This window comes from Tamlana carrageenivorans (assembly GCF_002893765.1).
Classification (GTDB): Bacteria; Bacteroidota; Bacteroidia; order Flavobacteriales; family Flavobacteriaceae; genus Pseudotamlana; species Pseudotamlana carrageenivorans.
In genome coordinates, this window is sequence record NZ_CP025938.1 from 2,321,906 (window position 1) to 2,335,416 (window position 13,511).

A 13,511-nucleotide genomic window follows, 5' to 3' on the forward strand; every position below is an offset into this window, starting at 1 on the left:
AATTTCTGTAAATGAGCTTAGTTAAATTTATTACGAGTAAAACATTTTTAAAACAAATAGGCTTAGCTTTAGTGGCTTTATTTGTATTGTGTTATGTTATATTAAAATGGTTGGATATCACTACAAATCATGGGAAATTTGAAACTGTTCCAGATTTAAAAGGGAAGTCCATTAACGTGGCTAAATTGGAATTAGATGATAATAACTTGGTTATGAAAATTCAGGATTCTGCAAATTATAATCCAGAATATCCAAAATTTTCAGTAATTGAACAAGAGCCGGCTTCGGGTACTAAAGTTAAAGAAGACCGAAAGATTTACATTACATTAAATCCATCGGGGTATCGTAAAATGACCATTCCTGAGGGGTTAATCGATAAAACGTTCCGCCAAGTAAAACCAACGCTAGAAGCCTTTGGTTTTAAAATTGGTAAAATCACTTACGTTGATAATATTGGAAAGGACATGGTTTTAAAATTAACACATAAAGGCACCACGCTTCAAGCAGGCGATAAATTAGCAAAAACATCGGTAATCGACTTACAACTAGGTAACGGTAACCGCCCTTAATTATGGATAACTATACGCCGCAACTTCCCGACGAAGATAACTTGTTTGAACATCATGCTTTTACAGTAGATAAAGGTCAGACGCCCCTTCGTATTGATAAATATTTAATGAATTTTGTTGAAAACGCTACGCGAAATAAAATTCAAGCTGCTGCGAAAAATGGCAGTATTTATGTGAATGGCGAACCTGTAAAATCGAATTACAAGGTGAAGCCCAATGATAATATTCGTGTGTTATTTGCGCATCCGCCTCATGAAAATTTATTGGTAGGTGAAGATATACCGCTCGATGTGGTTTATGAAGATGATGACTTATTGGTCGTGAATAAGCCTGCTGGCATGGTGGTTCATCCTGGTCATGGTAATTATTCTGGAACACTTATTAACGGATTAATTCACCGTTTTGAAAACTTACCCAACAATTCCAGTGAACGCCCTGGTTTGGTACACCGTATCGATAAGGATACAAGTGGCTTGTTGGTTATTGCCAAAACAGAAGAAGCGATGTCGCATTTATCCATGCAGTTTGCCGAAAAAACCAGCGAACGCGAATACGTAGCTTTGGTTTGGGGAAACGTTGAAGAAGAAGCAGGCACTGTAGAAGGTAATATTGGCCGTCATCCTAAAAACAGGTTACAAAACACGGTTTTTACAGATGATGAAGCCGATAAAGGCAAGCCAGCCGTAACGCATTACAAAGTCATTGAACGCTTGGGCTATGTGACCTTAGTATCGTGTAAGTTAGAGACGGGGCGAACCCATCAAATACGTGTGCATATGAAGCACATTGGGCATACGCTATTTAACGACGAGCGCTATGGTGGTGAAAAAATACTAAAAGGCACCACCTTTACCAAGTACAAGCAATTTGTAGAAAACTGCTTTAAAATCTTGCCAAGACAAGCGCTACATGCTAAAACCTTAGGTTTTGTACATCCCACAACAGGAAAATTTATGAGTTTTGATAGTCCGATTCCGGATGACATCTCAGCCTGCGTTGAAAAGTGGCGTGGCTATACGAAGCATGTAGGGGATTAAGTGGATTGTTGAAATTGAGGTTGAATTGTTTAACTGTTGAAGTGTGTCATTGTAGCTTCAACAGTTTGATTGGTCGTTCCGAAGGAGGTATGACTGGAGAATTTCTAAGGCTAATTTTACCGCATTTACCCATATTTTTAATCAAAGTTCCAATCGAAAACGTAGGTTATATCCCCTAGAGGCGGCGATTTCCTAGAATATGGCAAAAAATATATATCTTAGAGAAATGGAACAAGAATCAATACTTTCAATCGTCTCACGTTTTGGTACTCAGAAAGCGTGTATAGAGCACCTTGAGTCTATTCGTTGGCCTAATGGGCCTGTTTGCACTCATTGTGGAAGCATGCATATTCATAATCGAAAAAATTCAAATAGACATTTGTGCAGGGACTGTAATAGTTCTTTTAGCGTTACGGTAGACACTATAATGCACGCTTCAAAATTACCATTACCCAAATGGTTTGCAGCAATATTTTTAATTGTTAATGCTAAAAAAAGGATTTCTTCACTATAACTTGCTCGTGATATTAATGTTAACAAAAATACAGCATGGTATATGCAAAAACGCATACGAGAAGCTATGTATTCTGATTCAGATGATCTATTAAAGGGTATTGTCGAGGTAGATGAGAGCTATGTTGGAGGAAGCATGACTAATATGCGTAAGTCTTATAAAAAGGAACTCGGTATTTATCCTGGAGGAATGGAACACAAAAAGCCCGTTCTTGGGATGATGCATCGGGAAGGGTTAGTGAAAGTTATAGTGATTGCTAAGGCTGATGCAAAAACCATTAGACCATTGCTAAACAAGCACATTGATACAGCAAGCGAGGTAGTTACAGATGGTTTTGGAGCTTATAGAATGCTTCATAAGACACATGCAAAACATGTTAAGCTCAATCATTCAAAAAACATAATGTCATTAGGAAAATATAATACTTCTAGATTGGATTCTTTCTGGACAACAATCAAAAGGGCTATTGTGGGTCAGTATCACCGAGTAAGCCCTGAACATTTACAGAGCTATTTAGATGAAATCGCCTTCAAGTTCAATAATAGAGAAGAGGATTTATTTAGTCTTCTAATAACTAGAATTATTCAACAAGAACCAAGAATTGCCGTTACCTAGGAAATCGCCCTTTTTAGGGGGCAAGGCGCTACCCTAATTTTGGAGCGTTAAGGTTAGTAGAATAGATTTTTTTGTCATTCAGAAGGAGGTACGACTGAAGAATCTCTATGTTGAATTTTAGGGCATTTACCAAATTTTTAAACAAGGTTTCAATCGAAAACGTAGGTTATATCCCCTAAAAAGGGGATTATAGGGGGGGTTAGGCAAAATTGCATGACTGAAGAATCATTTTATTTCAGTTTCGTAAAGAGAGATTCTTCACTGCGTTCAGAATGACAAGTACATTCCATATGACATCGATTCTTACTTTTCAAGCGAATTAATTAAACCACTTTTCAGTAATGGTTTTTTCAACATTCAAATGATTTTTATGGATGTATTCGTTTTTAGAGGCGTGGTATTCATAATCTTCACCCCAAGCTTTATGGTTTTTAGAAACTTCAGCAATGGCATCGCAAATGAAGGTTATTTCAGCATTGGTCATAGTTGGGTGAATAGACATTCTAATCCAACCCGGACGCTCTATCAAACAGCCTTCTAAAATTTTCTTTTCGATGGATTTTGAAGTCGATTCATCTACATTTAAAAGATAATGGCCATAGGTTCCAGCACAAGAGCAACCGCCACGTGTTTGTATACCAAATCGATCGTTTAATAGTTTTACGATTAAATTATAGTGTACATTTTCTATATAGAAAGAGAAAACACCCAGTCTGTCGGTGTGTTTTGGTGCTAAAATGTTAAGGTTGGCTATTTTTGAAAGTTTCATAAATACGATAGCGTTTAACTCATGCTCTCTATCCAGGATGTTTTTTGTACCCATGTTTTCTTTCAACTGAATAGCTAGGGCCACTTTTATGGCTTGTAAAAAGCCCGGAGTACCACCGTCTTCGCGGGTTTCAATATCATCAATATAATCATGATCTCCCCATGGGTTCGTGTAGCTTACGGTGCCGCCGCCTGGGTTGTCTGGTACCAAGTTTTTATAAAGTTTTTTATTAAAAACTAAAACGCCTGATGTACCTGGGCCACCAAGGAATTTGTGCGGCGAAAAGGTAATGGCATCTAAATAGGCATCATCATTTTTTGGATGCATATCGATATCGACGTAAGGCGCAGAACAAGCAAAATCAACAAAACATAAACCGTTATTTTGGTGCATGATTTTAGCAATTTCATGATAGTTGGTTCTAATGCCAGTCACGTTAGAACAGCCTGTAACCGCTGCTATTTTTAGAGGCGTTTCATTATATTCTTCAAGTAATTTTTTTAAGCCTTTTGTACACGGAATACCTTCTTTATTAGAAGGAATCACCTTTACCCGCGCAATGGTCTCTAACCAAGAGGTTTGATTCGAGTGGTGCTCCATGTGAGACACAAAAATAATAGGGCGTTTCTCTTCAGGAATATTGGTATGCTCTTTTAAGTTTTCACTTAGTTTAAGCCCTAGAATACGCTGAAACTTGTTTATGGCACCCGTCATTCCAGTACCCACAGTGATTAAAACATCGTCTTTAGAAGCATTTACATGATTTTTTATAATCTGTCTGGCCTCATGATACGCTAGAGTCATTGCTGAACCCGTAATAGAAGTTTCGGTATGGGTATTGGCTACAAAAGGACCAATTTCGTTGACTAGCTTGTCTTCAATAGGTCTATATAGGCGTCCGCTTGCAGTCCAATCGGCATAAATGATTTTTTGTTTCCCATAAGGCGAATCAAAATACGTGTCGTTACCCACTATTTGTTCTCTATACGGCGCAAAATAGGTTTCTAATTTACTTGGCTTTTTATCTTTTGTCATAAGGTTGGATAGGAAACTCATATTGATAATCGTTAGGTACTTGGTTGATAAATAAATGTGTTGTGTTAGGTCAGTTTGCTTGCTGTAAATGGGCGATTTTTGATGGTGTTAGGTTCTCGACTCCGCTCGAACACCGTTTGAAGTTGCCGTTTTTAGGGTCTTCGAGCGGAGTCGAGAAGCCATGACGAATAGAATTAAATTTCGATAAATTCATAAGATAACTTTTAAATATTACGTCATATTAGAGTTAAAACTAATTTGTTTGAACCGTTCTCGACTCCGCTCGAACACCGTTTGAAGATGCCGTTTTCAGGGTCTTCGAGCGGAGTGGAGAAGCCGTGACGAATAGAAGCAAATTTCGATAAATTCATAAGATAGCTTTTATATATTACGTCATATTAGAGTTAAAACTGATTTGTTTGAACCGTTCTCGACTCCGCTCGAACACCGTCTGTTGTTGCCGTTTTTAGGGTCTTCGAGCGGAGTGGAGAAGCCATGACGAATAGAAGCAAATTTCGATAAATTCATATGATAGCTTTTATATATTACGTCATATTAGAGGTGAAACTAATTTGTTTGAACCGTTCTCGACTCCGCTCGAACACCGTCTGTTGTTGCCGTTTTTAGGGTCTTCGAGCGGAGTGGAGAAGCCATGACGAATAGAATAAATTTCGATAAATTCATAAGATAACTTTTAAATATTACGTCATATTAGAGTTAAAACTGATTTGTTTGAACCGTTCTCGACTCCGCTCGAACACCGTCTGTTGTTGCCGTTTTTAGGGTCTTCGAGCGGAGTCGAGAAGCTATGACGAATAGAATTAAATTTCGATAAATTCATAAGATAACTTTTAAATATTACGTCATATTAGAGTTAAAACTAATTTGTTTGAACCGTTCTCGACTCCGCTCGAACACCGTTTGAAGTTGCCGTTTTTAAGGTCTTCGAGCGGAGTGGAGAAGCCATGACGAATAGAAGTAGATTTTGATAAATTCATAAGATAGCTTTTATATATTACGTCATATTAGAGGTGAAACTAATTTGTTTGAACCGTTCTCGACTCCGCTCGAACACCGCGTTGTTTAATCTACTTTTTAAACGATGATAAACCAGCCTTCAACCAATTGTAATATTCATCGGCATCGGGAGTATAAGCCACAGGCTCTATCAAGTTTTCTTCATCATGCCCCATCAACACATAAAAAGGTTGCGAATTGGTTTTGTATTTTATGGTTTGTAACTCGCTCCATTTCTGACCGATGTACTTTAATTTTTTACCAGGTTTTAATTTGGAATCCACAATGTCATCGGCCTCCAATTTACGTTTGTCGTCAACATACAATGAAATTAAAACTACATCATTTTTTAGAATACTCAGGATATTTGGTTTTACCCAAACCTTTTGCTCCATTTTTCGGCAGTTTACACAAGCGTGACCTGTAAAATCCAGCATGACTGGTTTGCCTACTTTTTTAGCATAAGCGAGCCCTTTATCATAATCATCGAAGGCTAAAATATTGTGTGGTGGCATTAAATGCGCCCCTTCAGGAACCTGTTCATGATGCCCTCCCTGCACTTTAGAAGAAGACAACTGGGTATAACCAACACCATAAGGCGACTCGCTATAATGCTGCGGCGGTGGGAAGGCACTAATTAAATTTAGAGGCGCCCCCCAAAGGCCAGGTATCATGTAAATGGTAAAGGACAAGGTAATAAGTGCTAAAGACAAACGCCCTACAGAAATGTGTGTTATTGGTGAATCGTGAGGCAACTGTATTTTTCCGAATAAATAAAAGGATAAAGCACCAAAAATTGCAATCCAAATGGCAATAAACACTTCACGCTCTAACCAATGTAATTGTAAAACCAAGTCGGCGTTTGATAAAAATTTAAAGGCTAAGGCCAATTCTAAGAATCCTAAAACCACTTTTACGGTATTTAACCAGCCACCCGATTTTGGTAAAGAATTTAACCATCCCGGGAATGCAGCAAATAGCGCAAATGGCAGGGCTATGGCTAAAGAAAAACCTAACATCCCTACAATAGGACCAATCTGACTTCCACCAGCAGCGGCTTGAACCAGTAGGGTGCCCACAATAGGTCCCGTACAAGAAAAAGAAACAATAGCTAAAGCTAATGCCATAAAAAAGATACCAATTAATCCACCACGATCGGCCTGACTATCCACTTTATTTGCCCATGAATTTGGCAGCATAATTTCGAAAGCCCCTAAAAAGGAGGCTGCAAAAACGAGTAATAGCAGGAAGAAAATAATATTAAACCATACGTTGGTCGATAAGGCATTTAAGGCATCTGCTCCAAAAATAAGGCTCACTACAATCCCTAAAAGCACATAAATAACAATAATCGATAATCCGTAAATGATAGCATTTTTAATACCTGCGGCTTTGTTTTTACTTTGTTTGGTAAAGAAACTCACCGTCATGGGAATCATCGGGAACACACAAGGTGTTAATAAGGCTGCAAATCCTGAAAAGAAGGCAATAAAAAAGATACCCCATAAGGTTTTTTTCGATTTTTTATCAGGCGCCTTTGCAGGGGGGGCATCTGTGGTCGTTGACATGTTTTCAGTGGTTTCAGATGTTGAAACGGTTGCTGAAGCACTATTTTCCTGAAGGTTAAAGATTAAATCTTCTTCGGTTGGTGGTAGGCAACGGGTATCGTCGCAAACCATAAATTCCACAGAACCGTTAATGGTTTTTACATCGCCCGAAACGGCTATTTTCTGTTCAAAAACAGCGGTGCCTTCAAAAAAGGTAATTTTCATTTCAAAAACAGGATCGTTAATGGTATGGCCTTTTTCTTCTGTGGTATTTCCTATAGTTTTAAACTGTCCATGGGTATCATCATAGGTAAAAGTGGTAGGCACGGGACCGTTTTCAGGCACGTTTTGAGCATATAAATGCCAGCCTTTTTCAATGGTGGCTTTAGTGATGAGTTTATATTCTGTGTCGGATAGTTTTTCAACGGAAGTGCCCCATTTTACTGGGTTGAAAATTTGAGCATGCCCTAGCATTGTAAATAAGAAAGCACCAAGTAGAAATATTTTTTTCATAGTAAATGGGTATGTTATAAGGGTGGTTGTTAACCTAAATCGAGCTACTGTGTTAAAAATGGATTCGTTCTATTTTTACAAAGCTACTACATGTTTTATTTAATTTTATAAGCCGCGCTATTTTAATCTAGTCTGCCTAATTTTATATTCAATATTTTAATGAAGCCATGGGGTTTATGAAATAAGGTTGAGGGATGTATTTCACTCCATTTTTAGGCTATATATACTCTAGCTGACAAAAATCGGGTTTACCCTTATTAATGAAATGTTAAATATTCAATATTGGTGTTAAAGTTGTGGTTTTGTGATGGAATTTGTCATCCAGAAGGAGGTACGACTGAAGGATCTCTATGTTGAATTTTAGGGAATCTTTGCAATTTTACACCAGACCTCAATTGAAATCGAAGCGCAAAATCCCCTAAAAAGGGGATTATAGGGGTGTAGGAGACGAAGAGATTCTTCACTGCGTTCAGAATGACATTGGACGTTCAGAGTTACATATATAGGGAGTGCCTTTGGTTGAACACCTCTGCGGTCCCCTTATTAGGGGACAGGGTTTCGTTCTAGGTTTATACAATTAGTTTTATTAGTAACTATTACCAGATATTAACCGTTACCAAACCCCTCAAAAACAAAACACCCTTCGAAATCACCTAAAAGGCATCAAAGGGTGTCGTAGTATCAAAAGAGGAAACTAACTTAAAAAACTAGCTTCTAAATTTCCACCAAGGTTTTTTAGTTTCTTCCAGGTCGCCGTAGCCATAACCGCCATAACCGTAGCCATAGCCATAGCCATAGCCTTTTTTAGGATCGGTGCCATTCATAACCAGGGCCATGTTGTTTATGCGTTTTTCGTTGTAAAGTTGTTTTGGAATTTCTAGCAGGCGTTTGTCTAAGTAATTGGCTCTTACCACATATAAAAACAAGTCGGCTTTGGTGGCGATTTGCATGGTGTCGGTTACGGCGTTTACAGGAGCGGTATCCACGATTATGTAATCGTAGTGTGCTTTACCGTAGGCGAACAATTCATCTAAGCGGCCATTCATGAGTAATTCGGCCGGGTTAGGCGGGATGGTCCCTGATTGAATCACATCAAAGCCCCATTTTTGAGGTGAAATAATATCTTGAGGTTCTATGGTTGTGTCGGCCATAAATTCGGTAAGTCCCAATTTAGCGGTTTCAATGTTTAGGTATTCTATAAATTTAGGTTTACGAATATCGGCACCAATAAGCAATACTTTTTTATTAGTCATAGCAAAAACGGTTGCCAAGTTGATAGAAATAAAGGTTTTTCCTTCACCAGGAATGGTAGAGGTGACAAAAATAGTTTGACCACCGTTTTCAGTATGGCCTAGAAGAAAATTGACATTGGTTCTAAGCATCCTAAAGGCTTCGGCCAGACTGCCTCGATCATCCTTGCTTAACATGCGATCCTGTTTTACCGTGATAGGCACATCACCAACAAAAGGCGCTTTAACCAGTTCTTCAAGTTCTTTTTGGGTGTGTATTTTATTGTCTAAAATATTACTGATGTATATAATGCCAAAAGGAACAATTAGTCCTAATATAAGAGCTCCAAGGTAGATTATTTTTCGTTTCGGACTTACCGGCAGGGTACTGCTTTCTGCTTTGTCAATAAGCTTAGAATTAGGTACGGTTACCGCTAGAGAAATGGCATTTTCTTCTCTTTTTTGTAATAAAAACAAGTAAAGTGTTTCAATAATTTGCTGTTGCCTTTGAATGTCTCGGTACTCACGCTCTTGTTTTGGTACCGAAGTGATACGAGCTGTCATGCGCTGTTCTTGCACCATAGCATCTTTTAAGGCAATGTTTAATTGGGCCTTCAGGTTGGTTAAACTTTGACGAATACTTTCTCTAATTTGTTCTAATTGGGTGTCTAAATTTATGATGACAGGGTTGTTCTTACCCGAACTTTTGGCTATACGTGTACGTTCCAGTAACATTTCGTTGTATTTGGAGCTGTTGGCGCTTACATCGGAAGCTTTTAATCCTAAATTTTGAGGAATTAGGGCTTCTGTATTGGACGCCAGAAGGTTTTGAACAAAATCGACCATTTTGAGCTGGGTGTTCAGATCGATAATTTGCTTTTCGATTTCTGAGTTGGTTTCTAAAACAATACCGGTTTCTGTTGGGATGTCACTTAATTTATTGGTGGTTTTAAAAACTTCGGCTGTTTTATCAACCTTCATTAAGTCTTCCTTAATGAGCTCCAAACGCTCGGTAATAAAGGTATTCGTGTTTTTACCAATCAAGCTTTTGTATTCAACAGCATCTTCATTGTATTGGCGCACCAATTCATCTAAAATATATTGGCCCTTTTCCCTTAAAGCACTTTGTAACTTTAATTCTAAAACCGTTGCGTTTTTATTGAGTAGATTGACTTGAATAGCGTTTTTCAGGCTTTCAGCAACTTTCTTTAGGGGGGTTATTTTTATGGTATACTCTACTTGGTCATCAGTGGTGTTTTGATGGTTATCAGGCGTTACAATAAAATCGACTCCACCTAAAATGATATTATCTCCAAAATTATAGGTTTTGCTTTGTTCTGTATCAAGAGGTGTTAATTTAAATTGGGTAGGGGATAGCCTTTCAATTTTAAATTCGGTTGCTTGATTGTAAAAAATGGAGTCCTTTTTTAAGAAATTTATTTTAAATTCTAAGCTGTTAGCTAGCACTTCGGAGCTGCGTACTTGCCCTTGCTTAAAATAGGATACATTCAGGTCTAAACTTTTCGCCACAAGCTCCATGAGGCTTCGGGACTTTAGAATGGTAATCTCATTCTCAATATTCTTTTTGTTACCGCCCATGCCCAGTTCTTCAAAAACAGCCAGTTCAGCAGGTAGGCCTCCGCTGGATTCATCTTCAATAAGAATGGTGGTTGACGTTTCGTAAACATTTGGCGTGTAGCGTAGGTATATAAAAGCGCCTATTAAGGCTAGAATGATGCCAAGGGAAAACCACTTCCAGTGGAAGAGGTATTTTTCTAATTCTTGGCGTATGTTGGTAGTTTCTTCTTCTACAAACATGAAGTTTGTAGGGTTTTCTGGGTTCTGATGCTGCATAATACGACTAAATAAGTAAACCTATTACGGTTAGTAAAATGGAAAGGGATGAGAGAATCACACTGGTGTTTGGTCCTACCGCTGAGGCGTTAACTTTTGTTTTATTAGGATTGATATATATGATATCGTTTTGCTTCACGTAAAAATAAGGCGATTCTAAAATGGTTTTTTGTGTAAGGTCTAAGGGTATGTATTTTTTGGTACCGTTTTCCATACGTATTAAAAGCACTTCATCTCGCTTGCCGTAAATGGTTAAATCGCCCGCTAGGGTAATGGCTTCGATAATAGAAACATGTTCGTTGGTAACAGGAAATGTTCCTGGTTTATTCACTTCCCCTAGAACCGACACTCTAAAATTAGCAAAACGAATATTAATGACAGGATCTTGAATGTAGCTGCTTAATTTATCTTCCAATAACAGGGTTAATGCTTTAGTGGTATTTCCTGCGATATGCAATTGGCCCAGTACTGGAAAGTTAATGTAACCATCGGTGTCCACCAAATAAGGGAGCGGTCTGGCCGCATTAACATTCATGGTTCCTATTATTGGTGCTTCAAAAAGGTTAAAAGGCAAAGCTGCTTCGGCATTGGTAGCCGTTATGGTAATGTTTAGCAAGTCGCCCACTTGTATTTCGGGCTCGGTATGGGCGATGGAATCGCTTAGTTGAGTATAATCAATTTTTTGAAAATATTGTATGTTTTCTCTAGACGCACAGGCACCTAGTAGTAACGTTAAGGCTAATATGCCAAGATAATATGAGAGGCTAAAGGGTAGTGGTTTTATCATGATAAACACTTATGGTTAAGGGATTTTAATTTTGTTTTATAGGAATTCGTGTTTTTAGTTTATAAAAAACACTTAAAAATAACAGAAAAATAATAAAAAGCATGGCCATCATACCCAAGCTACTCAAATGTGCCGACAAGAAAATGATTAGTATGGCTAACACATAATTTAGCCCCCCTAAAATAACCGCAATTTTATAATGCGGGAGGCCTAAATCCAATAGTATATGGTGTATATGATTTCTATCGGCGGTAAAAGGGCTAGACCCTTGCAATAAGCGTACCCCAATAACACGGAGCATGTCGAAAAAAGGTACCGCCAATACCCCAGTGATGATAAACAATTTGTTTTCTGGTTTAAAAGCGAAATAATTATACAGGAGGCTGTTTACCGTTAAAAAGCGCAGGCATAAAAAGGCAATACAAAAGCCTATAATTAAAGAGCCCGTATCGCCCATAAAGATTTTTTGTTTATGGGAAAAATTATACTTTAAAAATGCCAATAACATACTTATTAAAGAGAGGGCTAAAATAAAATAAAACTGTAAATCTATTTTGTAAAAGATAAGCGCTAGCATAGAAAACACACTAATGCCAATGGCTGAAGCCAGACCGTCCACCCCATCAATTAAATTATAGGCGTTAATAATGGTTAAAATGATAAGAATATTGAGGCCATCTATAAGCATTTGTGGTGCTCTATAGACGCCGAAAAAACCATTAAAAGAGAAACTATGAAACCCTGGATGAAAAAAGATGATGAAAATGGCTATTATTTCTACTAAAATTCGTGCTCGTGGGGTAGACACGGCTAAGTCATCTTTTAGACCAATGATAAATACCAAGGTGAGTGCCGCTGCTAAATTTAAACCGATGTGATCGTGGTCCAATTCCTTAAATAGGAATAAGTTTAGTATGAGTGCCACAAAAAAAGCCAGACCTCCCATGGTAGGTGTTGCTCGGGTATGGGAGCTACGATGCCCTGGCTGTTCACTGAGGTTGTGGTGATTCACCATAAAAATGATCCTAGGAATCAGGTAATTCACCAAACCAAAAGAGCCAAAACAGCAAATTAGGGTTAATATGGTTGGGTTGGTTAAAATGTTTGTAAGCATATTATTTTTTCTGATGGTCCAATTGGTGCCACAATCTTATTTTTTCCGTCATGCTGAACGTGTTTCAGCATCTCATAACACTTTTAAAAATTGTGAGAACCTGAAACAAGTTCAGGTTGACGTCATAGTTTATGATTGACTATGGACCTACTAATTATTTTTTATAAAACTGACTTAATTTTGAAACATTTTTAATGAACAAGGTAGGCCATCCTCCAATTTTATTTTTTTTAAGCGCTTTATAATCTTCTTTAGATTTGGTTATTATATTTTTTAAGCTTCGGTTACTCGCTCCGCCTGTGCGCATTTTGGTTAATACCATAGGCAAATAACTAAACTTTAAGTGCTCGTCTTTAAAGATGCGTAAAATAAAATCATAGTCGGCTGCTATTTTAAAGTTTAAGTCAAATATACCATGTTTTTTATAAATTTCCTTTTTTAAAAATAGTGTTGGGTGGGCAGGCATCCAACCTTTTTTTAACATGTCTGGTGTAAAGTTGCAGCTTTTCCAATAACGAATGACTTTGTTGGTGTTTTGTTTATCTACATATTCCAAATCGCCATACACTCCGTCGCATATTTCTTTTTTAAATTGTAAAGCTATTTCGCTTAAAACATGTTCTGAAGCTAAAAAGTCATCGGAATGCACAAAACCAATCACTTCTCCAGTAGCCTTAGAAATCCCTTTGTTTAAAGCGTCATAAATCCCTTGGTCTGGCTCGGAAATTAATGTAATGTGATTATGTTTTTTTTGTAAGTCTTTTACAATAAGGAGGGTGTTATCAGTAGAGGCACCATCAATTATAAGATGTTCTACTTCTGGATAATCTTGGCTTATAACCGATTCGATACAGGTTTTTATCGAAGTCTCGCTATTGTATGTCGCTGTAATTAGGGTTATTTTCATGGAG

The 13,511-nt window shown here is 37.7% G+C and carries 10 protein-coding genes; 4 read left to right on the plus strand and 6 right to left on the minus strand.

Translation table 11 applies throughout. The features are described from left to right. Positions 1-11: 11 nt before the first annotated feature. The 4 genes from C1A40_RS10265 (at position 12) to C1A40_RS10280 (ending at position 2,735) form a co-directional block, all read left to right on the plus strand. Positions 12-569: a PASTA domain-containing protein gene (locus tag C1A40_RS10265; protein WP_102995820.1), complete on the plus strand. Its 558-nt coding sequence runs from the start codon at positions 12-14 to the stop codon at positions 567-569. A 2-nt stretch (positions 570-571) separates the two neighbouring features. Then, positions 572-1,606 (plus strand): RluA family pseudouridine synthase, encoded by a 1,035-nt coding sequence (locus tag C1A40_RS10270; protein ID WP_102995821.1) that lies wholly within the window; start codon positions 572-574, stop codon positions 1,604-1,606. A gap of 226 nt (positions 1,607-1,832) precedes the next feature. Next, positions 1,833-2,120 (plus strand): transposase, encoded by a 288-nt coding sequence (locus tag C1A40_RS18800; RefSeq protein ID WP_422395609.1) that lies wholly within the window; start codon positions 1,833-1,835, stop codon positions 2,118-2,120. A 12-nt stretch (positions 2,121-2,132) separates the two neighbouring features. After that, positions 2,133-2,735: an IS1595 family transposase gene (locus C1A40_RS10280; protein ID WP_277871401.1), complete on the plus strand. Its 603-nt coding sequence runs from the start codon at positions 2,133-2,135 to the stop codon at positions 2,733-2,735. Positions 2,736-3,054: 319 nt separating this feature from the next. On the opposite strand, the gene C1A40_RS10285 is transcribed toward C1A40_RS10280, so the two are convergent. The 6 genes from C1A40_RS10285 to C1A40_RS10310 all read right to left on the minus strand — a co-directional run bounded on the left by C1A40_RS10285 (position 3,055) and on the right by C1A40_RS10310 (position 13,507). Next, complete coding sequence (locus C1A40_RS10285) at positions 3,055-4,539, minus strand: aminotransferase class V-fold PLP-dependent enzyme (protein ID WP_102997193.1); 1,485 nt, start codon at positions 4,537-4,539, stop codon at positions 3,055-3,057. A gap of 1,088 nt (positions 4,540-5,627) precedes the next feature. Continuing rightward, on the minus strand, positions 5,628-7,616 hold the full coding sequence (locus C1A40_RS10290; RefSeq protein ID WP_102995824.1) for a protein-disulfide reductase DsbD family protein: 1,989 nt from the start codon (positions 7,614-7,616) through the stop codon (positions 5,628-5,630). A 707-nt stretch (positions 7,617-8,323) separates the two neighbouring features. After that, positions 8,324-10,699 carry a GumC family protein gene (locus C1A40_RS10295; RefSeq protein WP_102995825.1) on the minus strand — a complete coding sequence of 792 codons (2,376 nt, stop codon included), beginning with the start codon at positions 10,697-10,699 and terminating at the stop codon, positions 8,324-8,326. Positions 10,700-10,706: 7 nt separating this feature from the next. Then, on the minus strand, positions 10,707-11,486 hold the full coding sequence (locus C1A40_RS10300; protein WP_102995826.1) for a polysaccharide biosynthesis/export family protein: 780 nt from the start codon (positions 11,484-11,486) through the stop codon (positions 10,707-10,709). 25 nt (positions 11,487-11,511) lie between these two features. Further along, positions 11,512-12,600 carry an MraY family glycosyltransferase gene (locus C1A40_RS10305; RefSeq protein ID WP_102995827.1) on the minus strand — a complete coding sequence of 363 codons (1,089 nt, stop codon included), beginning with the start codon at positions 12,598-12,600 and terminating at the stop codon, positions 11,512-11,514. Positions 12,601-12,754: 154 nt separating this feature from the next. Further along, positions 12,755-13,507: a glycosyltransferase family 2 protein gene (locus C1A40_RS10310; RefSeq protein ID WP_102995828.1), complete on the minus strand. Its 753-nt coding sequence runs from the start codon at positions 13,505-13,507 to the stop codon at positions 12,755-12,757. Positions 13,508-13,511: the final 4 nt, after the last annotated feature.

Bases quoted from the DNA above. Each gene is read 5' to 3' on its own strand.
- C1A40_RS10290 (WP_102995824.1), bottom strand. From the start codon at position 7,616: ATGAAAAAAATATTTCTACTTGGTGCTTTCTTATTTACAATGCTAGGG.
- C1A40_RS10295 (WP_102995825.1), bottom strand. From the start codon at position 10,699: ATGCAGCATCAGAACCCAGAAAACCCTACAAACTTCATGTTTGTAGAA.
- C1A40_RS10265 (WP_102995820.1), top strand. From the start codon at position 12: ATGAGCTTAGTTAAATTTATTACGAGTAAAACATTTTTAAAACAAATA.
- C1A40_RS10310 (WP_102995828.1), bottom strand. From the start codon at position 13,507: ATGAAAATAACCCTAATTACAGCGACATACAATAGCGAGACTTCGATA.
- C1A40_RS10285 (WP_102997193.1), bottom strand. From the start codon at position 4,539: ATGACAAAAGATAAAAAGCCAAGTAAATTAGAAACCTATTTTGCGCCG.
- C1A40_RS10305 (WP_102995827.1), bottom strand. From the start codon at position 12,600: ATGCTTACAAACATTTTAACCAACCCAACCATATTAACCCTAATTTGC.
- C1A40_RS10270 (WP_102995821.1), top strand. From the start codon at position 572: ATGGATAACTATACGCCGCAACTTCCCGACGAAGATAACTTGTTTGAA.
- C1A40_RS18800 (WP_422395609.1), top strand. From the start codon at position 1,833: ATGGAACAAGAATCAATACTTTCAATCGTCTCACGTTTTGGTACTCAG.
- C1A40_RS10300 (WP_102995826.1), bottom strand. From the start codon at position 11,486: ATGATAAAACCACTACCCTTTAGCCTCTCATATTATCTTGGCATATTA.